Genomic DNA, 26,605 nt, shown 5'->3' with positions numbered 1-26,605 from the left:
CCGCAGGTGTGACCGTCGGTTCATTGACGGCTGAGCGAAGGCATTGAATCATCGCGCATATTTTAGGTGCTGCGATGTTAGAGATTGGTATTTTCAGCGTAATCCTTCTGGCTGCCGGCTATTGGGCGACCCTGTTCGTCATGGGCCGTCGCGACGACGTCATCCATGGCAAGTTTGTCCATGTCGACGAGGAGGGCGATTTCACGCCAGCCGCGATGCCGGCGCCACCACCGCCATTCCCGAAGCGTCCGGGCAAAGCTGCGCAGCCTGACAAGATCCAGCCTGCGAAGGCGGAGGCGAGGCCGGTGAACAGTGATGCGCTGCAATCGCTGCTGGCTGCGATCCAGCAGGATCTCAAGACCATCGCCTGATCCGCAACCTCAGACGCTACCGCGCTCGACCAGGAACAGCTCGACGGCGAGCCGCTGCTCGGCGTGCGGCGTGCCTGATAGCCGCGCCAGTAGCAGTTCGCCCGCGATCCGCCCCACGGCCGCCGCATCGAACGAGATGGTGGTGAGACCGGGCGTGATCTGATCGGCGACATCGTTGTCGCCGAAGCCGAGCAGCGCCAGATTGTGCGGTACCGAGAGGCCGCGGGCGCGGGCCTCGATCAGCGCGCCGGTCGCAAGCAGATCGTTGGCGCAGAACACCGCATCGACGTCGCCGCCGCGTTCGAGCAGGGCGGTGAAGGCGGCGCGGCCGTCGGCCAGTCCCGTGATCTCACCGACACCGATCTCGTGGACGATCTCGAGGCCCAGCTGTGCCGCTGCGTTCCGAAATCCGTCGCAGCGCAGTGCGCCACGGCCGCTGCCGCGGCCGATGAAGGCGACGCGGCGATGTCCGGCTTCAGCCAGCCTGCGCGCCGCCATCGCGCCGGCATCGGCATTGGGCAGGCCGACCAGCATGTCGATGGGGTCGCGCGGAAACGCCCAGGTCTCGATCACGGGAATGCCGAGTTCGAGCAGCGCGGCACGATTCTCCTCGAGCTCGATCACGCCGGTGAACATCACTGCTGCGGGGCGGATGCCGCGCAGCGACTGGATCATCGCGACTTCCTTGGCATAGGAGTAGGAGGTCTGGCCGACCAGCACCTCGAAGCCTTCCGGCTCCAGCGTGGCGGCGAAGCTGCGCACCGCGAGGCCGAACTGCTGGCTGAGAATGTTGGAGACGAAGGCCATCACCACATTCGAGCGCCCCGAGCGCAGCGCGCGCGCATGCGGGTTGGAGGCGTAACCGGTCGCCTCGATCACTTCGAGGATACGCTCGCGAGTCTCGCGATTGACCTTCTCGGGGTGACGCAGCACCCGCGACACCGTGATCGGCGCAACGCCCGCACGCTCCGCGACCTCCTCGATGCGCGGCGGCCGCCCGCTCGCGCTGGCGCGGCCGGGCGGCGCTGGAATGCGCACCACGTCGTCATAGGTCGGCTTTGCCGGATCGGTCATCGAATCCCGAGTGTAATCGCAGTCGGTATCGTCTCCAAAACTCAGCGCGCCGGCAGCTCGTCTCGTGACAGCGCGCGGCCGACCTGGACCAGGCAGTCGCCGCTCTGGCTGTCGGTGTGCAGGCGCTGCGAGATCACGATGCCGTCGGCGGGGAAGCGCAGCACCTCTTCGGGCAGCTCCGGGCGCTCGAAATTATGGTACCAGCCGGCGATGTCGCCGGCCGCAACCCGCGTGCCGACCATGACGGCGGGCTCGAACCAGCCGCGGCGGGTCGCGAACACCGCCTGCGCATGGCTTTGCAGCGCCAGCAATTCGGTGGCGCGCTCGACCGGCGCGTGAGGGCCCAGCACCGGCGCCTGGACGAGGCCGAGTGCGAGCAGCAGCCGGTCGATCGCGCGCGCGGTGAGCGCCATGGTCTGCGGCGTGACGGTGCCGCCGCCGCCGAATTCACCGGAGAGCCCGATCGCGCCGGCGCGTGCAGCCGCGGCCATCGAGGTCGGAGCGGTCGCGCCGTTTTCCGCGACGAAGGCGAAGGGCATCCCCAACCCCTCCATCAGGCGCAGCGCGTGGCCGAACATCTCGGGCGTGCCCTGCCGCTCGATCAGCGCGCAAGGCACATGCGCCATCGAGGTGCCGCCGGAATGGATGTCGAAGACGACTTCGTGCCGCGGAAACAGCTCGTGCTCGAGGAAGTGCGCAAGCCGGAACGTCGGCGTGCCCGCGGCATCGCCGGGGAAGGCGCGGTTGAGGTTGCCTTCGTCGAGCGGCGAGCGGCGGCGCGCAGCCATCACGGCTGGCCAATTGGCGAAGGGCAGGATGGTGATCTCGCCTTTGACGTCCTTTGCATCGAGCCGGCGATACAGCCGTGTCAGCGCGATCTCGCCCTCATATTCGTCGCCGTGATTGCCGGCCATCAAGAGCAGTTTTGGTCCGGCACCGTTCTTGATTCGGAAGATCGGGATCTTGAGCTGGTAGTAGGGGGAGCGATCGATCGAGAAGGGAATGCCGAGATGGCCCGACCATTTCTGGTCTTTCTCGAAATCGATCTCATGGAAAAGTCCGGTATGCATGGCTTGCCTCGCGGCCGCGCCGTCGCCGGCGCCGGCCAAAGGTTGAAAGGGTGGCGGTGCCTTTACAGCAAGGCGACCGCGGTCATCTCGACGCGCAGGTCGGGATCGGCGAGGCGGGCTTCGACGCAGGCGCGCGCCGGCGGGTTGGCCGGATCGATCCAGGCATCGTAGACCGAGTTCATGGTGTCGAAGTCGGTGATATGCGGCAGGAAGACGTTGACGGCGATCAGCTTCGACCGGTCGGAGCCGGCCTCCTTCAGCAACGCGTCGATCTTGGCGAGCACCTGTTGGGTCTGCGACACGATGCCGGCCTTGCGGTCGTCAGCGACCTGGCCGGCGATGTGCACCATGCCGCCTGCGGCGACGGCCTGGCTCATGCGCGAGCCGACGACGTAACGTTTGATCATCTCGAAATTCTCCTCGTGAAGCTTGGCCCCCGCATGATGCAGGAGCCGTGCGCAAGCTTACAGCGTCGGCAGCGTCTGCTCTTCCTTGAACCACTTTAGTTGCAACGCGCCGAGCTTGCCGTTGAGCTTGTTGAAGAAGATGTCAGTATTGATCCAGTTGAGCAGGTTCTGCTCGCCCTGGCGCACGCCGACATGAGCCGGCGACTGGCGGATCAGGAACTTCAGCTCGACCTCCTTGGTCGGGTTCTGGTCCTGCACCTTCAGCGCGATGGCGCTGTTCTCGGCGAAGGTATCGGCCTGTCCCGCGAGAAACGCGGCGAGCGCGGCCGGCGTATCCTCGAAACGCACCAGCTTCACCTTCGGCGCGTTGTCGGTGAGCCAGACGTCGAGCGTCGAGCCCTTGGCGACCGCAACGCTGCGGCCGTCGAGATTGTCAGGCTTCTTGCCGGTCGCGGCCGGAATTGCCTTGGCGCCATAGACGCCGAGATTCACCACCGCATAGGGCTGCGAGAACATCACCTGCTGGGCGCGCTCGGGCGTCGCGCCGAGGCCTGCGATCAGGATGTCGATCTTGTCGGAGAGCAGGCTCGGGATGCGCGCTGCGCCCGTCACCGGCACGAGCTCGAGCTTGACGCCCATGTCGGCGGCGATCAGCCGGGCGAGGTCGGCATCGAGACCTGCGATCTCGCCCTTGTCGTCCTTGAAGCCCCACGGCGCGGCATCGGTCAGCAGGCCGACGCGCAGCTTGCCCGCGCCGAGCACGTCCTGGAGCTTGTCGGCTTGCGCGAGAGTGGGGGCAGCGAGCACGGCGAGCGCGGTGGCTGCGATCGCAAAGAGGGATTTTAGTGGTCTCATGGCTCTCTCCTGATCGGGGATTGGTGGATGGTTATTTGGCGGACGCGATGAAGCTGGCGAGCTCGGGGGTTTCAGGATTGGCGAACAGCTTTGCCGGCGGTCCCTGTTCCCAGACGCGGCCCTGATGCATGAAGACGATGCGGTTGGCGACGTTGCGGGCAAAGCCCATCTCGTGGGTGACCAAGATCATGGTCATGCCCTGCTTCGCCATCGCCTCCATCACCTTCAGGACTTCGCCGACGAGTTCGGGGTCGAGCGCGGAGGTGACCTCGTCGAACAGCATGAGGTGAGGGGCCATCGCGAGGCAGCGCGCGATGGCGACGCGTTGCTGCTGGCCGCCGGAGAGCTGCTCCGGCCAGGCGTCGATCTTGTCGGCGAGACCGACCCTGGTCAGCACGTCGTCGGCAAGCGCCCGCGCCCGGGCCTTGTCGGTGCGGCCGGTGAGGAGCGGAGCCAGCGTGATGTTGCGCTCGACCTTCAGGTGCGGAAACAAGTTGAAAGCCTGGAACACGATGCCGACGCGCTGACGGAATGCCTTCAGGTCAGGCATCCTGGCGTGGACCTTCTCGCCCTCGACGCGGATCTCGCCGGAATCGACGCTCTCCAGTGCATTGATGCAGCGGAGCAGGGTCGACTTGCCCGAGCCGGAGCGGCCGATGATCGTGACGATCTCGCCTTCCTCGACGTCGAGCGAGACGCCCTTGAGCACCTCGACCTTGCCGAATGTCTTGTGCACGTCGCGGATTTCAACGAGAGCCATCGAGGCGGGCCTCCAGAGAGCGGGACCAGAGCGTGAGCGGCAGGCACAGCGCGAAATAGATCGCGGCGACCAGCGCGTAGGTGAGTAGCGGCTGGAACGTCGCCGCGCTCACCACTTGCCCGGCGCGGGCAAGCTCGACGAAGCCGAGGATCGAGGCGAGCGAGGTGCCCTTGATCAGCTGCACCAGGAAGCCGACGGTCGGTGGCAGCGACAGCCGCAGCGCCTGCGGCGCGATGATGTGGCGGAATTGCTGCCAGGCGGAGAGGCCGAGACAGGCGCCTGCCTCCCATTGCGCCTGCTTCACGGCTTCCAGCCCGCCGCGCCAGATCTCGCCGAGGAAGGCGGCGGTGTAGAGCGTGTAGGCGACGGTGACGGCAACGAGGGCCGGCACCTGGATGCCCAGGAACATCGGCATGCCGAAATAGAAGAAGAACAGCAGCCCGAGCAGCGGCACGCTTTGGACGATCTGGATGCACGCCGCCATCGTCCAGCGCAGGCCGGCGAAGCGGCTGATGCGGCCCGTGACGAACGCCAGCGCCAGCGGCGCACCGAAGGCGAGCGCGAGCACGACGAGCGCAACGGTCCAGCGCAGCGCCGCGAACAGCGAGACGAAATCGATGAGGGTGAAGGATCGCATCGCCTTGTCCCTCAGCGCCGCCGCGGCCAGCGGAAGGCCGCCAGACCGATGATGGCGAACAGCGCCTTGAACGACATCGCCATGGCGAAATAGACCACGCAGATCACCGCATAGACCTCGAAGCTGCGATAGGTGCGGCTCTCGATGAAGCCCGCGACATGAAACAGCTCGTCGGCGGCGACCTGCGAAGCGAGCGAGGTGCCGAGCAGCAGCAGGACGAACTGGCTGGTCACGGCCGGATAGGCGTTGCGCAGCGCCGGCGGCAGCAGGATGTGACGGAACACCTGCCAGCCCGACAGGCCAAGGCACTGGCCGGCCTCGATCTGGTTCTTCGGCACGGAGTCGAGGCCGGCACGGATGATCTCGACCGAGTAGGCCCCGAAATAGAGCGACAGCGCGACGGCGGCGGCTTCGAACGCCGGCAGCTTCAAGCCGAAGTTCGGCAGCACGAAGAAGACGATGAAGATCTGGATCAGCGACGGCGTGTTGCGGAACAGCTCGATGTAGCCGCGCACCAGCCAGCGCAACGGCGTGATGCGGCCGTTCAGCGCGACCGCGCCGGCAACGCCGATCAAAAGCCCGGCCAGCGCCGCGATCACCGTCAGTTCGAGCGTGACGATGGCCCCGTCGATGAGCTGGTTCTGATAGCGCCACAGCGGCAGGAAATTCATCGGGCGCGCCGCCTCAGCCGAACTGGGTGGGGAGGGCGCGCGTCACGACGCCGTCGGCGTCGAGGCCGAGGATCACGCGCCAGCGGTCGAGGCAGGTGCAGGGATGCGAGATGCCGAAGGCGATGACGTCGCCGACCGCAAGCGTGCCATCGGGCGCGACGGACAGGAACGCATGCTGGTCATTGAGACGGGTGACCGACAAGGTCTCGGCAAGCCCTTGTTGTTCGACGCCGTCGCGGAAGACGCGTAGCGGCACCGGCAATCCCTGATCGAAGGAGGCATCGCGCATACCGAAGCCCGCTATCGCGAGGCTTGCCTCCGGCCGCGACAACACCTCGGCCCAAAGTGTCAACGCAGGCCGGAAACCCTCGGCCGCCGAGTGCGGCGCGCCGTCGATGAGGAGACCGCCGCGACGGTCGAGCTCGGCGAAAGCGCGCGCGTAAATGCCGTGATCGGCAAAGAACAGGGCGCCTGAGCGCAAGAGGACGCTGGCGTTGCCGTCGGCCTGCGCGCTCGGTGTGAGCGCGCGGGCGACGACGTCGAAATAGGCCGAGCCGCCGGAGCTGATGATCAGCGGCCGGCCCGGGGCAGCATGACGTACCAGCGCGAAGGCCGCGATGGTGCGCTCCATCAGCGCCGCGATCGCGCGCATCGTCTCGTCGGCATCGGGCGTTGCGACCGCGCCTTCGTAAGTGGCGACGCCGCCGAGCAGGAGGCCGTCGGCCGCGAGCACCGCGGCAATCGTCGCTTCGACCGTGGCGCGATCTCGCGCGCCCGCGCGGCCCGCACCGAGCTCGACCAGCACGGACAATTCGCTGCGGCCCGCAATCCGGGCCGCTTCAGCCAGTGCTGCGACCGCCGCCGGTGAATCCGCGAAGGCGTGAAATTCGACGTCGGGATAGGCGCCGAGCAACGCGCCGAGCCGCCGGCCGGCCGCGAGCCCGCCGATCTCATTGGCCAGAAGCAGGCGCCGCTCGCCGCTCGCGAGCAGCACGGCGGCCTGCTGGATGTTGGCAACCGTCGTGCCCCAGGCGCCGGCCTCACGCAGCGACTGGGCGAGCTCTGGCGACATCGGCGTCTTGGCGTGGGGCGCAACGGCAACGCCGGCGCTCCTGCACCAGCGCAGGAAGAGGTCGCGGTTGGCCGCGAAGGCGGCTTCATCGAGGGTGAGGGCGGGCAGAGCGAGATCGCCGCGGGAGGGCTGCCAATTCTGGCGGGCGATCTCCTCGATCGGCAGGCCATCGACCAGGGGGATGCCCCGCGTGGTCGTTGAAAAACGTTGGCTCTCCCACCGGGACAAGAACTGCATCGTCGCTCCCTCAGCGGCCCCTCGACCGCTCGGGAACGATAGGTCGGAATGACAACGTTGTCATTAGCGGATTCTAGCCAATCTTGGCGCGAATTCGATGCGGGGAGGTAATTTGGTAAGGTGTTGTGCCCGTGAATTGGGCTAGTGCTCGCCGCCCATCTGGGCGAGCAGCTCCTCGATATCGACATCGACCTGGCCCGCGGCCCTGACGTGACGAACTTCAAAACTGTTCGGCCGGAAGCGGTATTCGACGAGCCCGACTTCCTTGATCGCGATGCGGTCCTGGCGCGCGTCGTTGATCCTGAAGCCGGCCGACGGCGCCCAGACATGGCGGGTGTGGCGGTAGGTGAAGTCGCGCCGCTGGTGCACATGGCCGCTGGCGATGAGGCGCAGGTCCACGGTCGAGAACATCTCGATCAGGCGCGCCCGTGCCGGCTGCGGCACGTAGCGGATCGAGGTCTCCGGCGTCTCGGGGTCATCGGGCAGGTTGAGAAACATCGGCTTGTGCACGAACAGCGCGATCGGCCTGCCGTTGATGCGCGCCATTTCCCGGGACAACCAGTCGAACTGCTCGGCCTCGAAGGCGAGCCCGGAATTCATCACCAGCGAGTTCAGACCGATGAAGTGCCAGCCGGCCGCTTCGAACGACCAATGGTCCTCGCCGATGATGTCGCGGAATTGTTGGCGGTGCTTTTCCTCAACCGGCGGCTTTGGCGCAGGCCCGATCGCGGTCGGATTGTCGCCGATGTCGTGATTGCCGGGAATGTAGCGGCAGGCGACGGGCAGGGCGTCGTGCCGGCTCTTGGCGAATTCGACATCGTCGCGACTTGTCGGCCCGTCGAAGGAGACGTCGCCGGTGTTGACGACGAGGTCGGGTCTATCAGCGTCGATATGCTCGCTGACGCGATCGAAATTTGCGATCAGGCCGGGGAAGCGCCGGCCGAGATGGGTGTCGGAAATCTGCGTGAGGCGAAATTCGGACATGGCATCAGCATACGCGTTGTCGCACGTCGGAACGATGACGGCGCGCGCATGCATCGCCATGAAACAAAGTTTAAAGCACGCGATAGCGGATCGTGTAGGCGTCCTGCGGAGCGACGCTGCCGGTGGCCGGCGAGGCGATGCGGTCGGCGAGGTGCCAGGGTCCGAACTGCTCGGACCGGTGCGGCTCGGCGGGCAGGCGGAGGCGGAATTCAAAGGTGCCCTTGCCGGGCAGGTTCACGACCAGCACGCGGTCGGCGGTGCGGTGGTTGAGCGCCACGGCGCCGCGCAGCACGGAGCGGCCATCACCGAGCTCGCGCACGCCGTCGACCAGCGCCAGCGTCTGGTTGCGGTCGGTGTGCAGCTCGATCTGGCTGTCGGACACAGCCGTGAGTGTTTCCCTCGGCATCCGGATCTCGAACTCGACCGCCGGCTTGGAGGGATTGAGGCCGAGATAGGCCAGCGCGGCGTGGCGCATGTCGTAGGCGGCAAAGGCGAACAGGGCGAGCGCGGCCAGAGTGGCGAGGCCATGCCTGACGACGTCGCGCCAGCTCCGGTAGCTCAGGCGGAAGTACACCGTCATCGCCAGCGCGACCGCGAGCGCGGCCGCGATTCCCGCTAGTGCCGACATCAGGACGCCGAGCCGGCCGTCCGCGGATTCGGTCAAAAGGCTGGAGAGGGTGTTCATGTCAGTCTCTTGGCGCTAGCTCGCCTTGCGGTCCCAGGGGCCGAAATCGCTTTAACTATCGGCCTTTGGTCGCGGGACCGGGAACACCGGTTCAACTCGTTGATTGTCAGCGCCAGCAGTCGCGGCTAATGACGGTCCGCGGTGTTCCGCCTGACGGGAAAGTTCCGATGTCCATCCAAATGGTTTTGCTGCCTGTCTTCGTGCAGGTCGGTCTCACCTTCGCACTCCTGATCGGAATGGTACTGGCGCGCCGGCGCTCGCTGGTCTCCGGCGAGACCAAGAGCCGCGACATTGCGCTGGGCGAGCAGTTCGAATTGCCGGTGCTGTTCTACGCGCTGATCGCCCTGGCGCTGCCCTTGCGCCATGCCGATCTCTTCATCGTGCTGATGTCCTGGGTGTTCGTGGTGACGCGCTTCGCCCATGCCGGCGTGTTCGTCTCCTCCAACGATCCCGGCCGGCGCTCCACGATCTGGCTCGCGGGTGTGCTTGTACTGCTCGCGATGTGGATCTACTTCGCGCTGAAGATGCTGTTGTTGATCTAGGCGCGCGCATGATCCGGACCCGGAGGGCCGCGTTAGCGCAAAGTGGATACCGGTTTTCCGACAAGATCATGCGCAAAACAAAAATAGCCAATCCTGACCTGAAAGATTCAAATGACTCCCGCTGCCCGGCTGTCCGCAGCCATCGAACTGATTGACACCATCGAGAAGGACCGCGTGCCGGCGGCCAAGGCGCTCAAGGAGTGGGGCACCGCGCACCGCTTCGCCGGCTCCGGCGACCGCGCCGCCATCGCGGGCCTCGTCTGGGACGTGCTGCGCCGATATGCCTCGAGCGCTTTCCTGATGGACGCCGACACCGCACGCGCCCGGCTGATCGGCATGCTCCGCCTCGAGCGCAACATGGACGCGGCCACCATGGGCGCGCTGTTCGACGGCAGCCGGTTTGCACCGGCGCCGCTGACCGAGGCCGAGCAGGCCGCGCTGACCTCGCGTTCCCTCAAGGACGCGCCGGCTGCGATCGTCGGGGATTATCCTGATTGGCTCGACCCGTACTTTGCAAAAGTGTTCGGCGAGGACCGCGCCGCGGAGGCGGCCGCGATGGCGAGCCGGGCGCCGCTGGATTTGCGCGTCAACACGCTAAAATCCAATCGCGACAAGGTGCTGCGCGGGCTTGCTCATCTTCATGCGGAACCGACGCCATGGTCCGCAAACGGCCTGCGCATCGAGCTTTCGGCCGATGCGCGCAATCCCGGCCTCCAGGCGGAGGAGGATTTCATCAAGGGCGCCGTTGAAGTGCAGGATGAGGGATCGCAACTTGCGGCGAGCTTCACCGCGGCAAAACCCGGCGAGCAGGTGATCGATCTCTGCGCCGGCGCCGGCGGCAAGACGCTGGCGCTCGCAGCCATGATGCAGGGCAAGGGACGGCTGATCGCCACCGACAACGACAAGCGCCAGCTTGCCCCGATCCACGAACGCCTGTCGCGCGCCGGCGTCCACAATGCCGATGTCCGCACGCCCAAGGGCGAGGCCGATCCGCTGGCCGACATCAGCGGCACCACCGACCTCGTCGTGATCGACGCGCCCTGCACGGGAACCGGCACCTGGCGCCGCAACCCCGACGCCAAATGGCGCATGCGCCCCGGCGCGCTGGAGATCCGCCTGCGCGATCAGGCCGAGGTGCTGGAGCGCGCCGTGCCGCTGGTCAAGGCCGGCGGCCGTATCGCCTACATCACCTGTTCGGTGCTGGCGGAAGAGAACGGCGAGCAGGTGAGGGCGTTCACCGCCCGCCATCCCGAGTTCGCCGTCGTGCCGCCGGAGCAGACCGCAAGCGTGCTCTGGGACAAGGCGGAGGATTTCGCAAAGGCCGCGCTGCAGTCGGATGAAGGCTGGCTGATGACGCCACGGCGAACGGGGACGGACGGGTTCTTCGTCTCGGTGCTGAAGAAGACGTAGCTCTCGTAGTGACCCTCGTAGGGTGGGCAAAGCGAAGCGTGCCCACCATTCGCAGTGTGAAAGATGGTGGGCACGGCGCGCGAAGAGCGCGCCTCTGCCCACCCTACGGCACCGCGTGTGCCGCGCCGCAGTTCCCCAAAACAAAAACCCCGCGAACCGAAGCTCGCGGGGCTTTCTAACTCGACGTTCTGCCGGTACGTCCGTGGTCAGAACGGTGCGTGGGCGTTAGCCGACGCGGAGATTGTCAGCCGACGACTTGCCGCTGCGGCGGTCGGCGACGATGTCGAACGAGACCTTCTGACCCTCGTTGAGGGAGGAGAGGCCAGCGCGCTCGACGGCGCTGATGTGAACGAACACGTCCTTCTGGCCGTCATCCGGCTGGATGAAACCATAACCCTTTTGGGTGTTGAACCACTTCACGGTGCCCATAGCCATGGGAATTTCCTTTAGTTAGTTAGAGAGGATACGCACGTGGACCGGTACGCGAAATTGCGCCCATGATCCTGTTCAGTCGATGTTTGGGGAAGTCATCTGAAGCGTGCGCGCCCGTCTGCAACGAAGCGAAGCGGCCCAGTCGTTCGGCCAAGTATCGATGATCACAATATAGCGAGAATTTGGGGCTACTTCAAGGCACCACCCGTGGGCCGGCATGTGGCGCGGCTTTGCTATTTTGCGGTGCAAATGAGCCGCCCGACAGCCCTCAATCCACGATGAAAAGCGTCGCCCCCGTGGCCGTCGAGGACCGGTGCGCGGCGTCGCCGAAGTCCGAGACCTGGTAGCTCATCCCCGCGGTGAGCTTGAATTTCCGCCCGTCGCGCAGCTCGCTGTCGAGCTCGCCCTCGAGCACGTAGAGCACGTGGCCGCGGTCGCACCAATGGTCGGCGAGATAGCCCGGCGAATACTCGACCATCCGCACCCGGAGATCGCCGATGTTGAGCGTCCGCCACTTGGCCTGCCCGGTCTCGCCGGGATGCGTGGTGGCCTCGACCTTGCTCCAGTCTGTGACGGTGAAGGGGGAGGCGGGGAGTTTCATGGGGAATCCTATGTCAGAGCCGGCGGGCGCAGTGTTAGCGCACGCCCGTCCGGCAGTCTCCGTCATCGTGAGCGATACTCGGTGTCATCGCCCGACTTGATCGGGCGATCCAGTATTCCAGAGGCCGCGCCGTGATGCGGAAAAGCCGCGGCGTACTGGATTCCCCGCTGGCGCGGGGAATGACAGCGGTGGGTGGGGCGGCACCGTCTGCACACGATAAGCGCGTGGCCGACAGCAATGCGCGCAAGCGTCACTGCGCCAAATGGTTCGCCGACCCCTGCAAAATCAGCCCCGCTGCATTCACCCGCAGATACTCGCAGATCTTCTTCCCCCGCTCGTTCTCGTAAAACACCACGACGCTGTCAGGGCTGACGAACAGGTCGATCAGTGTAAAATGCAGCTCCGGCAGCAGGGCGAGCGCCTTGCCCCAATACGCCCGCAACGCGTCCTTGCCGCGCACGGTGCCGCTGGCATCGAACCCCATCGCGGGGATGCGGTCCGAGGTCATCACGGTGTCCTCGGCGTAGAGCGTCAGCACGCGCTCGAGATCCCGCGCGTTCCAGGCCTCGACCCAGGTCCGGCCGAGCGCGGCGAGCGTCGATGGCTGATGGTGCTGTGGCATGGCGTTCTCCCCTGATTGCCCCCTGTTTGGCGTGAGGGCATATTAGGTCAATAATACTGACCTATATCCGTTTGTCCATGCCCAAAGAAGAATGTGGGCGCGCGCATCGCGCGGTTGCGGGCAGGGGCACGGTCGCGTATTTGCTGGCCATGACAGCAGCACAGAACGACCGCTCCGCGTCGACGCCCTCGGTGGCCTCGGCGCACGACAAGATTCTCATCGTCGACTTCGGCAGCCAGGTGACGCAGCTGATCGCGCGTCGCGTGCGCGAGGACGGCGTCTATTGCGAGATCGTCCCGTTCAACAGGGCCGAAGAGGCCTTCAAGGAGATGAAGCCGAAAGCGGTGATCCTCTCCGGCGGCCCTGAGTCGGTGCATGAAGCGGGCTCCCCGCGCGCCCCGCAGTTGATCTTCGCCTCCGGCGTGCCGGTGCTCGGCATCTGCTACGGCCAGATGACCATGGCGGAGCAACTCGGCGGCACCGTCGAGGGCGGCCATCACCGCGAGTTCGGTCGCGCCGATGTCGAGGTCAAGGCGCCGAGCAAGCTGTTCGAGGACGTCTGGTCGCCGGGCGGCAAGAACCAGGTCTGGATGAGCCATGGCGATCGCATCACAAAAATGCCGCCGGGCTTCTCGGTGGCCGGCACCTCGCCGAACGCGCCGTTCGCGATCATCCAGGACGAGACGCGCAAGTACTACGGCCTGATGTTCCACCCCGAAGTGGTGCACACGCCCGACGGCGCCAAGCTGATCCGCAATTTCGTCCGCAAGATCGCCGGCCTTTCCGGCGACTGGACCATGCGCGCCTTCCGCGAGGAGGAGATCGCAAAGATCCGCGCCCAGGTCGGCAAGGGCAAGGTGCTCTGCGGCCTCTCCGGCGGCGTCGATTCAGCCGTCGCGGCCGTGCTGATCCACGAAGCCATCGGCGACCAGCTCACTTGTGTGTTCGTCGATCACGGCATGCTGCGCCTCGACGAAGCCAAGACCGTGGTTGATCTGTTCCGCCACCACTACAACATCCCGCTCGTGCATGTGGATGCCTCGAAGCAATTCCTCGGCGAGCTCGAAGGCGTCACCGACCCCGAGACCAAGCGCAAGACCATCGGCCGCCTCTTCATCGAGGTGTTCGAGGCTGAAGCTAAGAAGATCGGCGGCGCTGACTTCCTGGCGCAGGGCACGCTCTATCCTGACGTGATCGAGAGCGTCTCCTTCACCGGCGGCCCCTCGGTGACGATCAAGTCGCACCACAATGTCGGCGGTCTGCCCGAGCGCATGAACATGAAGCTCGTCGAGCCGCTGCGCGAGCTGTTCAAGGACGAGGTGCGCAAGTTAGGGCGCGAGCTCGGCCTGCCCGAAATCTTCGTCGGCCGCCACCCGTTCCCGGGCCCCGGCCTCGCCATCCGCTGCCCCGGCGACATCACCCGCGACAAGCTCGACATCCTGCGCAAGGCCGATGCCGTCTACATCGACCAGATCCGCAAGCACGGCCTCTACGACGACATCTGGCAGGCCTTCGCCGTGCTGCTCCCGGTCAAGACAGTGGGCGTCATGGGCGACGGCCGCACCTACGACTACGTCGTGGGCCTCCGCGCAGTAACCTCCACCGACGGCATGACCGCGGACTTCTACCAGTTCGACATGAAGTTTCTGGGCGAGACCGCCACGCGCATCATCAACGAGGTGAAGGGCGTGAACCGGGTGGTGTACGACGTGACGAGCAAGCCGCCCGGGACGATTGAGTGGGAGTGAAGGGGAGTACCGTGGAGTAGTATCGGATAGCAGAGGACACTCGAGCGAATCCTAGGCCATCGATAGCAGTCGATAGATTTTAAGCGACTCACAGATCCGCCGCTCTGTCGGGCGTCTTCCCGCTCTTCGAACGGCGCCCATGCGCCGTCAGGCCCACCCCAACCTTCGCGACTTTGTGTTGCTCAAATTCGCAATCCCGGTCTTCGCATTGACACAGACATGCCAGCCCAAACGCTTGGCTGCGCAGCATCTGGACCGTGTCGTCCTTCGTCCATAGCCCGTCCGCCATGTATTGGCTTCCGTCGGCGAGGCTTGCGCGCGGATCAGCCGACGCTGATCGGAACCTCAACCAGATTCGTGTTGCCGCTCGCGATTCCGTCCTCGATTGCCGGCGCGATATCGGCTGCTCGTTCCACCCGTCGCGCGGGCACCCCCATCGCGCGAGCCAATGACAGATAGTCAATCTCTGGCTGTTGAATGTCCATGGCGATGAAGCGGTTCGTCTTCGCGGCTACATAGTCTGCCTGCGTTCTCATGAAGTTCTTGAGGACGTTGTACTCGCGATTGTTCATCACGACGAAGGTCACGGGGAGCTTCTCGTGGGCAGCGGTCCAAAGCGCCTGTGGGGAATACATCGCCGCTCCGTCTCCGACGAGGCAAACGACGGGGGCGCGACCGAGTCCAAGCGAACAGCCGACGGCCGCCGGCATACCCCAGCCGAGTCCACCGCCGCGTATGAACGAGTACTGGTTCGGTGATTGGCTGTTGAGGAATTTTCGAACATGGCCTGACGTGGCGACAGCCTCGTCGACGATCGCGACATCCGGTCCGATCGCGCGTACCGCCTCCCGTGCAGCGACCAGTGGCGTGGTCAGAGTGCGATTCATCTCAGCATCCGCCATTTCTGAGAGCGACCGCCGTTGCGCAGCCCGTTCCTCCTGAGCCTTCTGAAGCAGCGTCGCGTACGCGCCACGATTGCTTTTCGTCGCCTCGGAAAGATGCGGCAAAAGAGCCTTGAGCGAGGCCTTGATCTCGCCGACGACCGAGAGCTTGGTCACATAGGTACGGCCGAGATCGCGCACGTCAGCCGACAGTTGGAACACGTCGCATCCGGGCGGGACAGCAGAGCCCTCGGTGTAGAGGATGGTGATCAGTGATTTCCCGCCGAGTGCAAAGATCGCGTCGTAGCGGGAAAGGATCTCGGCCATGCCTCGGGCCACGGTCGGAAAATTCCCCGCCCAAAGCGGGTGAGAAGTCGGGAATGGAATGTGCGATGGCCATGAAGATCCATATACCGGCGCGCCCAGAGCTTCGGCCGCAGCTGCCACTTCCTCGGCCGCCTCGCTGGTGTGAACCTCATCGCCGGCGATGATCGCCAAGCGGCCGGGCTACACCGCGGCGAGGTGTTGCGCGAGCTGTGGGAGCGAGCCTGCAACCGCATTTCGGTCGATGTGAGAGCGGCCCTCAATGCCAACTGTGCTCATCTCCTCCATGACATCCATCGGCAACGACAGAAACACAGGACCCGCTGGAGCGGCGCTGGCATCGTGGAAAGCGCGCCGCACGAGAACAGGCAATTGATCAACGGTCGCGACTTCGCGCGCCCACTTCACCGCCGGTTCTGCGATCCGCACGAGATCACCGAACAGCAGTGGATCTGACACCGTATGTCGTGAGTCCTGCTGGCCCGCCGTGACAACCATCGGGGTTTGGGACACGCTCGCATTGAGCAGATTTCCCATCCCATGCCCGAGACCGCCAGCTGTGTGCAGGTTCAGGAAGGCGGGCCGCCGAGCAGCCTGGGCATATCCATCCGCCATGGCAACCGCTGAGGCTTCTTGTAACGCCAGGATATATTTCAAATCCGGCTTACGCAGCAGTGCGTCGATCAACGGAAGTTCGGTCGTCCCTGGATTCCCGAATATGTATTCAACGCCCTCACTGGAGAGTATTTCGAGCAAGACGTCCGCGCCGCGGCGCGCGCTCCGTTCGTTTAGCTCGGAAAAGCGCTTCAACATTGGTGGCTCCTTAGGCGTGATGTGACTTGACGGGCCGATCCGCCGCGCAAATGGTCCCTCGATAGAGCTGGTGATCTTAAGCGCAGACTTGCTGAGACATACCGACGCTTATGAGCGGTTCTGGCGAAATGATCCGAGGAGCGGTGTCACTTACCTTTGTTCGGGTTGATAAGGAATTTTTCGCCAGTTGCCCGTTTGACGTAGACCGCGATGTTGGCCGGATCGAGCGCTTCGGCCAACGACACTACTTTGGTGTAGTAGCTTGCGAACGTGGTCTTGAGTTCATCGACGACGCGCTGGCGCAGCCTCTGTGAGCCGGCCTGCCCGATCTTCGCCAGGAACGGCATCAACAGCCAGCCGCCTAGGCCCCAAGCGGTGCCGAAGGAACGGGTGATCTCAGTCGGCCGAGGATCGAGCGTGCCGTAGATATAGACCTGCTTGTGGACTGTCGAGCCATAGCGGCTATAGGGGTACTTACCGGAGTTGTTGATGGCCGCCTCCATAGCGCTCAGGATTTGACTCGCGAGCTTGCCGCCGCCGATCGCGTCAAAAGCGATCGTCGCACCGGTCTCAACAAGTGCAGCGCTCAGTTCATCCATGAAGGTCGCGGAGGTTGAGTCGATCACATGCCTGGCGCCGATATTGCGCAGGATCGACGCCTGTTCCGCGTTGCGCACGATATTGACGAGCGAAATGTCGTCCTTGAGACAGATCTTGTTCAGCATCTGTCCGAGATTCGAGGCGGCGGCGGTGTGCACCAATGCGGTATGGCCCTCGGTCCGCATCGCCTCGGTCATGCCGAGCGCGGTCAGCGGATTGACGAAGCAAGAGGCGCCTTCGGCCGGCGTCGTGCCGTCGGGCAGCGGCAGGCAGTCCGCTACTTTCAGGCAGCGATATTGCGCATACATCGCGCCGCCGAATATCGCGACTGTCCTGCCCATCAGGGCCTTCGCTGTATCGGACGAGCCCGTCATGATGACGATGCCGGCGCCCTCAAAGCCGATCGGCAGCGATTGATCGAGGCGCCCTGCCATCGCCGGCATGGTCGTTTCCGGCACTTTCGCGGTGACGATAGGGTGATGGTTGGTCCCTGAGGCCTTGATAGTGGTGAGATCGGCGGTGCCGGTCAGCAAGCCGAGGTCGGACGGATTGATCGGCGTCGCCTCGATTCGCACCACAACCTCATCGGCACCGGGCTCGGGCGTCGGCACGTCTACGAGCGAAATTTCCAGCTCGCCACTCGCCTTGATCAACGAGCGCAGTTGTAGACCCGTCTTTCCCATGCTCGACATGACAGTCTCCTTGATCGCCGGATGATCCGGCCGTCTGAAGTGATTCGGGCACATTCCGCACACAAGGCGGTAGTGCCAGCGAGGGGAACGAAATCTCCGCGAGAAGGCGCAGATTGTCGTCCTGATTTTACTTGGCAAATCTAGCGCGATTGGTATCGGCAAACTGCTCGACAGTCAGGGGCCGTCTGCCGGTGAGATCTTCGACGACATTGTTGGTGCCGGCAAAGATGCCTTCCTGATAGTCCTGTGCGACAGAAACGATGTGCTGCACAAATCGTGGAAGCTGCCCACTATTCTCCATGCGCGCGCGAAACGCTGGAATTGTGAGTGGCCTGTAAACAAAGGGCCGACCTAGCGTTTTCGTCAGCTTCTCTGCGATTTCGTAGTGATTGAGTTCGACGGGACCGTACAGTGGGTACACCTTGCCTGCGTGAGACTTCGGGTCTTGCAACACTGCAGCGATAACGCGGCCCTGGTCTTCTCCGGCTATCGGCGCGTGCCGCCCATCCGCAAACGGGAACTCGATGACGCCTGCTTTTACGTTCCAACCGTCCATCGGATAGAGAAGCCATTCGGCGAAAAACGTCGGCCGTATGTGAGTGGTGGGAACGTCAGACCAATCAAACACCTGTTCGGTGATCCAATGATCGCGAGACGCTTCGCTCTTCGTCTCCCGGCGTGCGGGCTTCTGCGACATATTGACGATCGATTCCACGCCCGCCTCGATCGCAGCCTGTGCAAAGAACGCAGCCGCACCAATAAGGCCCGGTTTGAAAGGGTACACGAAATAAGCGCCTCTGACGCCTTCCATCGCGGCCCGCATTTGGTCCAAGTCTAGCAATTCGCCGACAATGGTTTCAGCACCTTGTTCGCGGAGTGCTTCCGCTCGCGCGTCCTCCTTATGGACGACGGCTCGAACACGTTTTCCCGCATGCCTTAGCGCTGTGACGGCGGCTCTGCCCGTCGTTCCGGTGGCGCCGGAGATCAAATACAGTGGATCAGCCATCCGAGTTTCTCTTCAATAGGTGCATATGCACCTATATATGAGCATATGCACATATATCGAAAAGGGGTAGTCAACTGACTGTGAGGGCGAATTGCTGGAAAAGATTTAGAGTTCGGTCCGGTTGCTGACATACACGAGCAGTGGTGGGAGTGTCCTGCATAGCGAAGCCTGGATGCAAGGTCCCGGCGTCGTGGATCGCCCTTGCTTCGTTCATCGCGGAGGTGTCCGACAGGAAGTAGAACACGAGCTCAATCTCGTGTATGTGTGTGTTGTTGAAATTCTGGAGATATCGGTGGAGCGAATTAGCGTACGGGACTGCAATTGCTTTTATCTCCGCAAGGCAGCCCGCCATCTCACGCAGATATACGACACGATATTGGCTCCGTCGGGCATTCGCTCGACGCAATACATGATCCTGGCGGTTCTGAATGAGAGACGCGGTCTTTCCGTCAACGAACTTGCGGAAGTGATGGTGATGGATCGGACCACTATGGGCAAAAATCTGAGGCCTCTCGTGCGGGATGGTTTGATTGCCGTGAACGTTTCGGACCTGGATCGGCGCAGTCGTACTGTTGGTCTGACCAAAAAAGGGTTCAAGGTGCTGGGGGACGCTTATCCCTTATGGAAGATTGCGGATTCCAGCTTTCAGAAGATGCACGGAAGGCAATTTTCAGAGGATCTTCGCGGCATGCTGGATCTTGTAACTCGGGACAAGAGGGCTTGAGTTCTGTTTGCCGAGGCTGCCGGACCGAGCGTCTCATGCCTGAACCCCCGCCAGCGGCCCCGGTAGAATGGCTGTCCGGGCCAGTCATTGCCGGCGAACCGTGCGGCCAGCTGAGCGAGCGGGGGCTCAATAGACCAACCGCACCGGCTGCATCGCGTCTCGATGTGGGCCTTGTCGATCGTCCATTCAGCCTTCTAGGTTCTCCTGTGCGATTACGGTGACAGTGCACTCAATGTGCGAGGCTATCCGCTCCTTGCGCGTGGACGGGCGTCGGCCCGCTGGTCGCGGGCGCGGTCGCCGAGATGTTCGGCCTGCGCTGGCAGGCGATGATCCAAGGCCTCGCCTTCATGAGCCACCAGATCGGCAGCTTCCTCGGCGCGTACGGAGGAGGGGTTCTCTACGACGCGCTCGGCTCCTACACCATGGCCTGGCGCACCGGCGTGGCGCTGGGCTTGGCCGGTGGCATCATCCAGGTCGCGTTCGCGCTGATCCGGCCGTCGCAGCCGCCCGCGCCGGTGCTGCGGACGGCGTAGCTGGCGAGCCGGACATCGCACTTCCATTGGTCGAAGACGTCATCAGGAGTTTTAGCTTGCACATTCGCGTAGCAAGGTTGTGATTTTCGCATCGAGATTTCGGGCAACGGTGAGGGCTTCCGAGCTGCCATAATGCAGCAGAAAACTCTCCATTTTGTCGTAAGAGACATGCACGCCATCGGAACGCTCATCAATGAGCACCGTGACTGGAGCGTAAGATCCAGCATCGGGCACGTGCTTGACCATTTCTTTCATGATGAGTGGATTGCCGATCACAAGCCGTACGATTTTAGGCGTCTTGGATCCGGCTTCGCGACGCAGAATGTCGCCCAAGTCAAATTCTGCGAAGAGCATAAGGTCCGTTCGGCCGAGGCCGCTTCGTACAACGCGCTCCAAATCCGGGAAGGAATTTGTCGCCCTCGTTTCCTTGAAAAATTCGACCATGTTGGGCTGCCCGACCGCCGACTTGAGCGCCGCCACAATAGTGTCGAATGATTTTAAGCTCGTGAGGCTGAAGCGCTCTACTTCGATTTTAGCGATTGTCATTTTGTCCTCTGTAACAATTCTCATGGATAAAGTGCGCCTGATCCCGTCAGAACGCGCCTTGTGTCATGCGGCCGCGGGCGGGTTGGGCATCCAGGAAAGTCCGGACGTGGCTGACGAAGATGTCGTGGTGCTGAAACAGCGCGCCGTGCCCTGAATCGGGATAGAGGACCAGCTGAGCGTTACTCAGTTCCCTAGACATTGCGTAAGCGTTGTTCGCAGGCAGCATGGTGTCGTGGCTGCCGCTGACCACAAGAACGGGCTGGCGGATAGCGCGCAGAATGGCGTGCCCGGGATCAGGTGTGGCGCACCAGGTGATCAGCGCCTTGGCCTGTGGATCGGTTACCGCGTTGCCGTTATCGGTGTCCCGATCATCCTTGCGCACCTTGGTCCTCTTCAGGAAGGCCAAGCCGGACGACCGGCTGGCGGATGAATTCGTGAAGAACAGCGGCAGGCGGGGGTCCGGCGCATCGGTTTGGGAAAACGCTTCCTGCAGAACCGCTAACAGGTGTTCCTCTCCGCCTTTCGGCGCGGTACCGACGAGTATGAGCTTGCGGACCAGCTGTCCGTGTTCGGCGGCGATCTGCTGAGCGACGCAGCCGCCGAGGGAGAAGCCAAGCAGGTCCACTTCGGAGAGGCCGAGCAAGTCGATGAAATCCACGGCGTCTCGTGCCATCGTCGCGACGTTGTCGGGCGTTTGACCGGTCGACCGGCCGACCCCTGCGTTGTCAAAGGCGATCACGGGGCGATCAGCGGCCAGAGCGTTGACGACGGCGGGATCCCATCCGTCGATGTTTCCCGAGAAGTGCTGCAGAAGAACCAGCGGAGTTCCAGTCGTGGGGCCGAGACGGCGATAGGCGAAGCGGATTCCGTGGCCTTCGATGTAATGGGTTGGCGCCGTTTCGAGTGTGAGGGCGTCCTGGTTCGCGATGTCGAGTTGAGTCATATCGTACTCCGGATGCTTGGCATGAAATGATCGAGCGGGTGACGCACGCAGCGCGGCGACCGAAACCTTCCTCTAGGATGTCGCTGGCGCTTCGCGCCATCGCGGTCCGAGGCGTTCCGCATTCCTCCGAGCGAGCGTGCGCGCTCCCGGCGCGACAGCGCCGGGAGCAGGTTCGTCACTTCGCGAGCGCCGCCTTTTCGATGACCTCAGCGACTTCCTTCGCATGGACCACGAGCGAGGCATGGCTGCCGGCGACTTCCGTCGTCTGAGCCTTCATCCTGGCTGCGAACAACTTCTGGACCTCGGGCGCGATGACTTTGTCCTTCGTGGTGATGACGTAGAACGTCGGCTTGTCGCGCCAGGCCGCAATGCTGACAGGCGCCTCGAACGCAGCGAGGCTCAGCGGAAGCTGCGAGTTGGCCAGGTGCTCGGCGATCTCAGGAGGAAGGTCAGCCGCGACGGCTGACGGAAACAACTTAGGATCGATATACAGATTGCCCTTCGCGTCGGGATGGATCGCCTTGACGCCTTCGGTCTGCGGGCCGTCTTTGGCCAGCAACGCCAGGGATTGACCGACCTCCGGTGCGAAGGCGGAGACATAGACCAGCGCCGAGACCTTGGGATCGTTGCCGGCTTGCGTGATCACCACGCCGCCCCATGAATGGCCGACCAGAACGGTCCTGCCGTCCTGTTTCGCGAGCGCCTGTTTGGTGGCATCGACGTCAGCGGCGAGCGAAGTGAGCGGATTTTCCACGAGCGTGACGTTGTAGCCCTTCTTCGACAGAATATCGGCAACGGGCTGCCAGCTCGTCTGGTCCACGAAAGCGCCGTGCACGAGCACGATGTTGTGGGCTGCTCCCTTGGGCAGCTCAGCGGAATGGGCGGGGCCGACCCATGCCGTTCCGGCCAGGAGTACGGTGGCGGCTGAGAGAAGGATATTTAGCATTGATTGTTCCTGTTGATATGTCGGACGGAATAAGGTCCGGGGGAATGGACAGGCGTTTCCTGCCTGGTCGCGGTTTCTTCCATCCGCCGTTGGCGAGATGGTTGCCGCACATGACGTCGGCCCGCCGCGACATGACCTAGTTCGCAGGCTTTTCGGACGGTAGGGATCAATCGTCCGGATGTTGTGTCCGACCGTCCACCGGACTAACTTCGGCGGCATGGACATCCTCGCCCAAGTGCTCGATCGCGTTCGTCTCGGTGGGACGCTGCTGTTCCACTTCGAGCTCGGCCATCCCTGGAATTTGGCGCTGCCGGCGCGCCCCTACGCGCTGTTTCACTATCTCAGTCGGGGCTCCGCGACCCTCGCGCTCGAACTCGGACAAGAAATCCAGATGACCGAGGGCGATTTTGTCGTCATCACACGCGGCGAGCCCCATGTGTTTTATTCGGATCGCCGGGCCAAGCCTTTGCAGATTGTGGACCTCGATCGATCGTCGGCACGTCTTGGCGTCGTTCGTCACGGCGGCCGTGCCAAGCCGCTCTCGACCATGATCTGCGGCAATTTCACCGTGTCGCGGCCCTCGTTCAGCAGCGTGCTGGAAATGCTTCCGCCCGTGCTTCTGTTGAAGCCGACGGCGGACGGTGGCTGGCTCGAAGCGATCCTGCGGCGCATGGTGAGTGAGTCCGCGCACGAGCGTCCCGGCCAGCGCGTCGCGCTCTCACGACTGACGGAAGTGCTGTTTGTCGAGGTGCTCCGAAGCTGGATCGCGTCTCTCAGTCCCGGACAAGGCGGCTGGCTCGGGGCCATATCGGACCCGCATATCGGACCGGCGCTCAAGTTGATCCACGAAAACCCGGAGCGGCCCTGGACCCTGAGCGACCTCGGCCATCGCGTGGGGCTCGGCCGCTCGGTATTTTCGGCCCGCTTCACCAAGCTCGTCGGCCAGTCGATGCATCGTTATGTGATCGAACGCCGGATGGCGGAAGCGGCGTTCCTGCTCGAAACCAGCGATGAGCCCATCGCACGGATCGCGAGCCAGGTCGGTTACGAGACAGCGGCGGCGTTTTCAAAACTCTTTCATCGACATCATGGCATGTCGCCCGGCCGCTACCGGACCTCTCAGCGCCTTGATGGACACCAAGGTCAACCGCACGGCTCGGAAGCGAACGTCTCCGATTGAATTTGCGTCAGTTGGTGCCCACGGTGAATGTCAGGCCTGCTGCCAAGCTGCAACGCGACCACGCCTCTGCCAACCGCGCCATCCAATGTCCTGTTCATTGTCGCCGGCTCTGACTTGAGCCCGCTCTCGCAAGATCCGGACTGAGCTGCTTCTCCGCCGCGCTTTCATCGCGCTCTCATCGCCGGTGCTCAATTGTCGCACCTTCGGTGTGAAGCATCTCACACGCACGCTTGCGTCAATGCTGCGATAGAGTACCTGTTGTGATTGAACGTGGTGAATTTGGTCGATTTGACACACCCGCCATCACATCAGCCTCAAATGAGCTGCACACGCCAGAACGGCATGTTGAAATAGCCTCCAATCGGCCGCTCGGCCGATGAGAGCTATGGAGACACTATGGCTGACAAACACGAACAGGGCATGGTTGGTACGTGGACCAAATCCACGTCGGCTGCGTGTGCGGACAAGTACCCCGCCACTCTCACATTCTCGACCGGCACCTACCGCGGCATGCGCGGACCAGGGCAGGGCATGGTGTGGTGGGACGCGGGAATCTACCGTCTCGAAGATTCCAACACACTCGTCGTCGGGACGGCGACTGATGAACTTGTGACCTATCGCATTTCACTCAAGGCCGACCGATTTGAGTTTACGGATTCAGAGGGCTGTGTCGTGACCTATCGGCGCGCGTAGGACTGCGCACGCCACAGCTGACCGAAATAACGCGGCTGTACCCGCGAACGAGCCCGATGCTCACGTCGATCGTCTCACCCTTTCAACGAGGAGAAGACGACATGTGCAATTGCTCAGAGCATGAATCGAGTGGCAGCCTTTCCAAGATGACCGCGGCATCGGTCGAGCCCGCGATGAAGCCGCAGGTCCCCCTGTCGCGCCAGATCAGCTTCAGCGACGAGGAGTCCGGCGATCAGCCGGCCTCGACCGATCTGCAGCCGTTTCCGCCGTTCAGGCTCTGCAGGCTCGACTTCCGCGAAGGCTGCTACCAGATCAACTTCAGGCCGACCGCGGGCTTCGTGACCTTCGAAGGCACGCTGCGCGTCGATCGCTCGGCACCCGACGGCGGCGCCGACCATCTGATCGTCAGCGGCGATCTCTACTCGCGCCGGCCGGTGATCGGTCCGATCCCGCCGGTGGGGCCCGTGGTGCCGGTGGGCGACGCGGACGAAGATGAAGCGGCGGCGGGCTCGGGATTGACGAGCCTGGCCGGTTCGCTCAGTGCGCTCGATGACCCCCTGATTCCGTTTCCGATCCGCAGGCCGCGGATCCCCATCTTCCCCCGCGCGCGCTATCATTCCTATCTCAGGGTGACCAGCGTGTCCGCGCCTGTCGCGGTCCCGCCGCCGAAGAAGTGCGAGCTGACGATCACAGCCGAGCAGTTCAATTACACGCAGCCGCCGGCCGGCCAGTTCAAAGGCACGTTCCCGGCTTCGCCGTCGCGCACCGTGACGATGAAGCTTTCAAAGGTGCCGGCGCCGTTTCCGTTCTCCCTGACCGGCGGCCCGTTCTACCAGGGCCGGCTGTTCGAGGGCGGCGTGGACAAGGGAAGCATCACGCTCGCCTGGGTGTCGAAGTTCTTCCGCCGCGCCACGCTGGAGATCGACACGCTGGTCGGAGCCGTGCGGCCCGCGCCGGTGCCCGACGGTGCCGGTGGCACCGAGTTCTTCGATACGGTCTTTGCCAAGACCGGCTGGCAGCTGTCGGTGGTGCAGGACCAGCTCAACGTTCCGGTGCCATCAGGCGTGGTGGCGACCAATTGCTGGAGCTCTGCGGATCTGCACGCGCTGATGACGACCGTGCGCAATCCCGCGACGAATCTGGACACCGAATGGCGCGTGCACATGATCGTGGTGCCCGCAAAACTCGGGTGCTCGCGCGGCATCATGTACGACCAGATCGGCGTACCCCGCGAAGGCTGCGCCAGCTTCTCCGATGACGGCTATCCCGTCTCGGACTCCTCGAACTTCGGTCTCGCCGCCAACAAGAAGCAGCGTGACGTGCCGCGCGCGTTCCTGCGCAGCGCGACCCACGAGCTGACGCATACGCTGAACCAGATCCACCAGGAGCAGGAGACGGCGGCCGACAACTCGATCATGACCACGACGCCGAGCGTGGCGGACGTGCTCGGCGGTCCCGCGACCGGCGCACCCGGCGTGTTCCCGGACCAGATCGCGCTCGCGCACAACACCAACGTCCGCCATCACCTCAACCACATGCCGGATCCGGTCATTCGTCCAGGCGGATGGCCGTTCGCAAGCTGGTTCCCGACCGGTGCGCCGCAGGCCGCCGACCGGCACGATTTCGAACCTTCCGAGCTGGCGCTGACGGTGACGGCCACAACCGACCGCGTCGCGCTCGGCCAGCCGCTGGATCTGACCTGGACGATGACGAACACGAGCGGCGTGTCGCTGCGCGCGCCGAACGACGTCAGCACCGAGGCCTTGTTCGCATCGATCACCGTCACCGACGGCGAGGGGCACGAGCGTCCGGTCAGGCCGTTCGTGATCCTGTGCGAGCACGCGAAGCTGGGCGAGCTTGAGCCCGGCAAGAGCGTCACGGCGTCAGCGAAGGTGTTCTGGAGCACGTCGGGCTTCGCCTTCGAGAAACCGGGCCGCTACCGCGTCGACGTCGCGGTGTCGTGGTCGGCGCAGGGCGTGATGGTTGGCGTGCAGTCGGGCATCGACGTGTTCGTCGACTATCCGACCAGCGCGAGCGACAACCATTCGGCCAATCTCGTGCTGCATCCCGAGGTCGGCAAATGGGTGGCGCTCGGCGGCGATGCCTATCACCTCGGTGAAGCGTGCCGGCGGTTGCAGGCGCTCAGCCAGACCGCAGTGCCGTCAGGCGCGCGCGCCGCAACGGCTGCGGCCGGCGACGATACGACCGCGCCGCGCGCGATCGACGGTTTTGCCGACATGCTGCCCGATCGCGCCAAGCTCGCCAGGTTGCGTCCCGAACTGTCCACTGAGACCGGCGGCCGTACGCCACGCGGACCGGCGCGAGCAGCCGCCCCAGGCCGCAAACGCGCGGCGAAGGCAAAGGGGCGCGCTGGGCGAAAGCGGTAACGGTTTCGCCAGAGTCCGGTGAAGACCATCGGTGTCATGGGCGAGGGCCCCAGCGCCCCGGTGGTGGCCGGTGGGCCCGCACCCAAGCCCCCCCCCCCCCCCAAACCCGCCACAGTTGGCCCCGGGAAATAAAAAAAAAAACTTGGAAAGGGTTAGCGG

Annotated in this window: 28 protein-coding genes and 1 pseudogene; 9 read left to right on the top strand and 20 right to left on the bottom strand. The window is 63.9% G+C overall.

The window, feature by feature from the left end; genetic code table 11:
* Positions 1-74 precede the first annotated feature (74 nt).
* Positions 75-371 (top strand): hypothetical protein, encoded by a 297-nt coding sequence (locus tag AC0L3X_RS01025; protein ID WP_063983794.1) that lies wholly within the window; start codon positions 75-77, stop codon positions 369-371.
* A 9-nt stretch (positions 372-380) separates the two neighbouring features.
* Here the strand turns inward: AC0L3X_RS01025 and AC0L3X_RS01020 are convergent, their stop codons facing one another.
* From AC0L3X_RS01020 to AC0L3X_RS00975, 10 genes are all read right to left on the bottom strand, one after another.
* The gene (locus AC0L3X_RS01020) at positions 381-1,445 is read right to left on the bottom strand and encodes a LacI family DNA-binding transcriptional regulator (RefSeq protein WP_063983793.1); all 1,065 of its coding nucleotides are present in this window, start codon (positions 1,443-1,445) and stop codon (positions 381-383) included.
* Positions 1,446-1,486: 41 nt separating this feature from the next.
* Positions 1,487-2,515: a succinylglutamate desuccinylase/aspartoacylase family protein gene (locus tag AC0L3X_RS01015; RefSeq protein ID WP_063986433.1), complete on the bottom strand. Its 1,029-nt coding sequence runs from the start codon at positions 2,513-2,515 to the stop codon at positions 1,487-1,489.
* 62 nt (positions 2,516-2,577) lie between these two features.
* The gene (locus AC0L3X_RS01010) at positions 2,578-2,922 is read right to left on the bottom strand and encodes a RidA family protein (RefSeq protein WP_018645782.1); all 345 of its coding nucleotides are present in this window, start codon (positions 2,920-2,922) and stop codon (positions 2,578-2,580) included.
* A 57-nt stretch (positions 2,923-2,979) separates the two neighbouring features.
* Positions 2,980-3,777, bottom strand: a complete 798-nt coding sequence (locus tag AC0L3X_RS01005; protein ID WP_063983792.1) for a transporter substrate-binding domain-containing protein — start codon at positions 3,775-3,777, stop codon at positions 2,980-2,982.
* Positions 3,778-3,808: 31 nt separating this feature from the next.
* A complete protein-coding gene (locus AC0L3X_RS01000) occupies positions 3,809-4,537 on the bottom strand; it encodes an amino acid ABC transporter ATP-binding protein (protein ID WP_063983791.1) in 729 nt (242 codons plus the stop codon).
* Entirely contained in the window at positions 4,524-5,174 is a 651-nt protein-coding gene (locus AC0L3X_RS00995) for an amino acid ABC transporter permease (protein WP_473316223.1), read from the bottom strand. Before AC0L3X_RS00995 ends, AC0L3X_RS01000 begins: the two co-directional genes overlap by 14 nt.
* Positions 5,175-5,185: 11 nt before the next feature.
* On the bottom strand, positions 5,186-5,845 hold the full coding sequence (locus AC0L3X_RS00990) for an amino acid ABC transporter permease (RefSeq protein ID WP_063983789.1): 660 nt from the start codon (positions 5,843-5,845) through the stop codon (positions 5,186-5,188).
* A 13-nt stretch (positions 5,846-5,858) separates the two neighbouring features.
* Positions 5,859-7,154 (bottom strand): amino acid deaminase, encoded by a 1,296-nt coding sequence (locus AC0L3X_RS00985; protein WP_063983788.1) that lies wholly within the window; start codon positions 7,152-7,154, stop codon positions 5,859-5,861.
* Between the two features lie 141 nt (positions 7,155-7,295).
* The gene (locus tag AC0L3X_RS00980) at positions 7,296-8,138 is read right to left on the bottom strand and encodes a metallophosphoesterase family protein (RefSeq protein ID WP_063986432.1); all 843 of its coding nucleotides are present in this window, start codon (positions 8,136-8,138) and stop codon (positions 7,296-7,298) included.
* Positions 8,139-8,208: 70 nt separating this feature from the next.
* Positions 8,209-8,823 (bottom strand): hypothetical protein, encoded by a 615-nt coding sequence (locus AC0L3X_RS00975; RefSeq protein WP_063983787.1) that lies wholly within the window; start codon positions 8,821-8,823, stop codon positions 8,209-8,211.
* Between the two features lie 167 nt (positions 8,824-8,990).
* Between AC0L3X_RS00975 and AC0L3X_RS00970 the strand changes: the two genes are divergently transcribed.
* Both AC0L3X_RS00970 and AC0L3X_RS00965 read left to right on the top strand, forming a co-directional pair.
* Positions 8,991-9,365: an MAPEG family protein gene (locus tag AC0L3X_RS00970; RefSeq protein ID WP_063986431.1), complete on the top strand. Its 375-nt coding sequence runs from the start codon at positions 8,991-8,993 to the stop codon at positions 9,363-9,365.
* Between the two features lie 111 nt (positions 9,366-9,476).
* Positions 9,477-10,775 (top strand): RsmB/NOP family class I SAM-dependent RNA methyltransferase, encoded by a 1,299-nt coding sequence (locus tag AC0L3X_RS00965; RefSeq protein ID WP_354131185.1) that lies wholly within the window; start codon positions 9,477-9,479, stop codon positions 10,773-10,775.
* A gap of 225 nt (positions 10,776-11,000) precedes the next feature.
* On the opposite strand, the gene AC0L3X_RS00960 is transcribed toward AC0L3X_RS00965, so the two are convergent.
* From AC0L3X_RS00960 to AC0L3X_RS00950, 3 genes are all read right to left on the bottom strand, one after another.
* Complete coding sequence (locus tag AC0L3X_RS00960; RefSeq protein WP_008141931.1) at positions 11,001-11,210, bottom strand: cold-shock protein; 210 nt, start codon at positions 11,208-11,210, stop codon at positions 11,001-11,003.
* Positions 11,211-11,475: 265 nt separating this feature from the next.
* A complete protein-coding gene (locus AC0L3X_RS00955; RefSeq protein ID WP_063983785.1) occupies positions 11,476-11,808 on the bottom strand; it encodes a DHCW motif cupin fold protein in 333 nt (110 codons plus the stop codon).
* Positions 11,809-12,058: 250 nt separating this feature from the next.
* On the bottom strand, positions 12,059-12,430 hold the full coding sequence (locus AC0L3X_RS00950) for a nuclear transport factor 2 family protein (protein WP_063983784.1): 372 nt from the start codon (positions 12,428-12,430) through the stop codon (positions 12,059-12,061).
* Positions 12,431-12,579: 149 nt separating this feature from the next.
* Here AC0L3X_RS00950 and guaA point away from each other — a divergent pair, with 149 nt between their 5' ends.
* Positions 12,580-14,178, top strand: a complete 1,599-nt coding sequence (guaA, locus tag AC0L3X_RS00945) for a glutamine-hydrolyzing GMP synthase (RefSeq protein WP_063986430.1) — start codon at positions 12,580-12,582, stop codon at positions 14,176-14,178.
* Between the two features lie 323 nt (positions 14,179-14,501).
* Here guaA and AC0L3X_RS00940 read toward each other — a convergent pair whose 3' ends face one another.
* The 4 genes from AC0L3X_RS00940 to AC0L3X_RS00925 form a co-directional block, all read right to left on the bottom strand.
* Complete coding sequence (locus AC0L3X_RS00940) at positions 14,502-15,557, bottom strand: thiamine pyrophosphate-dependent enzyme (RefSeq protein ID WP_473316210.1); 1,056 nt, start codon at positions 15,555-15,557, stop codon at positions 14,502-14,504.
* Positions 15,558-15,566: 9 nt separating this feature from the next.
* Positions 15,567-16,196 carry a thiamine pyrophosphate-binding protein gene (locus AC0L3X_RS00935; RefSeq protein WP_473316208.1) on the bottom strand — a complete coding sequence of 210 codons (630 nt, stop codon included), beginning with the start codon at positions 16,194-16,196 and terminating at the stop codon, positions 15,567-15,569.
* A gap of 146 nt (positions 16,197-16,342) precedes the next feature.
* Positions 16,343-17,488, bottom strand: a complete 1,146-nt coding sequence (locus AC0L3X_RS00930; protein WP_428841294.1) for a zinc-binding dehydrogenase — start codon at positions 17,486-17,488, stop codon at positions 16,343-16,345.
* 127 nt (positions 17,489-17,615) lie between these two features.
* The gene (locus tag AC0L3X_RS00925; protein ID WP_231144855.1) at positions 17,616-18,494 is read right to left on the bottom strand and encodes an NmrA family NAD(P)-binding protein; all 879 of its coding nucleotides are present in this window, start codon (positions 18,492-18,494) and stop codon (positions 17,616-17,618) included.
* 172 nt (positions 18,495-18,666) lie between these two features.
* Here AC0L3X_RS00925 and AC0L3X_RS00920 point away from each other — a divergent pair, with 172 nt between their 5' ends.
* Together AC0L3X_RS00920 and AC0L3X_RS00915 are read left to right on the top strand one after the other, a co-directional pair.
* Positions 18,667-19,218: a MarR family winged helix-turn-helix transcriptional regulator gene (locus AC0L3X_RS00920; protein WP_187387728.1), complete on the top strand. Its 552-nt coding sequence runs from the start codon at positions 18,667-18,669 to the stop codon at positions 19,216-19,218.
* Between the two features lie 260 nt (positions 19,219-19,478).
* Positions 19,479-19,751 (top strand): annotated as a pseudogene (locus AC0L3X_RS00915) (MFS transporter); the annotation flags it as partial.
* Between the two features lie 51 nt (positions 19,752-19,802).
* Here the strand turns inward: AC0L3X_RS00915 and AC0L3X_RS00910 are convergent.
* From AC0L3X_RS00910 to AC0L3X_RS00900, 3 genes are all read right to left on the bottom strand, one after another.
* Positions 19,803-20,297: a DUF302 domain-containing protein gene (locus AC0L3X_RS00910; protein WP_063983780.1), complete on the bottom strand. Its 495-nt coding sequence runs from the start codon at positions 20,295-20,297 to the stop codon at positions 19,803-19,805.
* Between the two features lie 46 nt (positions 20,298-20,343).
* Positions 20,344-21,240 carry an alpha/beta fold hydrolase gene (locus AC0L3X_RS00905; RefSeq protein WP_063983779.1) on the bottom strand — a complete coding sequence of 299 codons (897 nt, stop codon included), beginning with the start codon at positions 21,238-21,240 and terminating at the stop codon, positions 20,344-20,346.
* 175 nt (positions 21,241-21,415) lie between these two features.
* Complete coding sequence (locus tag AC0L3X_RS00900; RefSeq protein WP_063983778.1) at positions 21,416-22,186, bottom strand: alpha/beta hydrolase; 771 nt, start codon at positions 22,184-22,186, stop codon at positions 21,416-21,418.
* A gap of 217 nt (positions 22,187-22,403) precedes the next feature.
* On the opposite strand from AC0L3X_RS00900, the gene AC0L3X_RS00895 reads away from it, so the two are divergent.
* From AC0L3X_RS00895 to AC0L3X_RS00885, 3 genes are all read left to right on the top strand, one after another.
* On the top strand, positions 22,404-23,366 hold the full coding sequence (locus AC0L3X_RS00895) for an AraC family transcriptional regulator (RefSeq protein WP_063983777.1): 963 nt from the start codon (positions 22,404-22,406) through the stop codon (positions 23,364-23,366).
* 396 nt (positions 23,367-23,762) lie between these two features.
* On the top strand, positions 23,763-24,059 hold the full coding sequence (locus AC0L3X_RS00890) for a hypothetical protein (RefSeq protein WP_063983776.1): 297 nt from the start codon (positions 23,763-23,765) through the stop codon (positions 24,057-24,059).
* A 101-nt stretch (positions 24,060-24,160) separates the two neighbouring features.
* Positions 24,161-26,446, top strand: coding sequence for a COG1361 family protein (locus AC0L3X_RS00885; protein ID WP_063983775.1), 2,286 nt, complete (start codon positions 24,161-24,163; stop codon positions 26,444-26,446).
* Positions 26,447-26,605 lie beyond the last annotated feature (159 nt).

The organism is Bradyrhizobium sp. MI1.7 (assembly GCF_055811795.1).
This window is presented reverse-complemented; position numbering and strand designations above follow the sequence as displayed.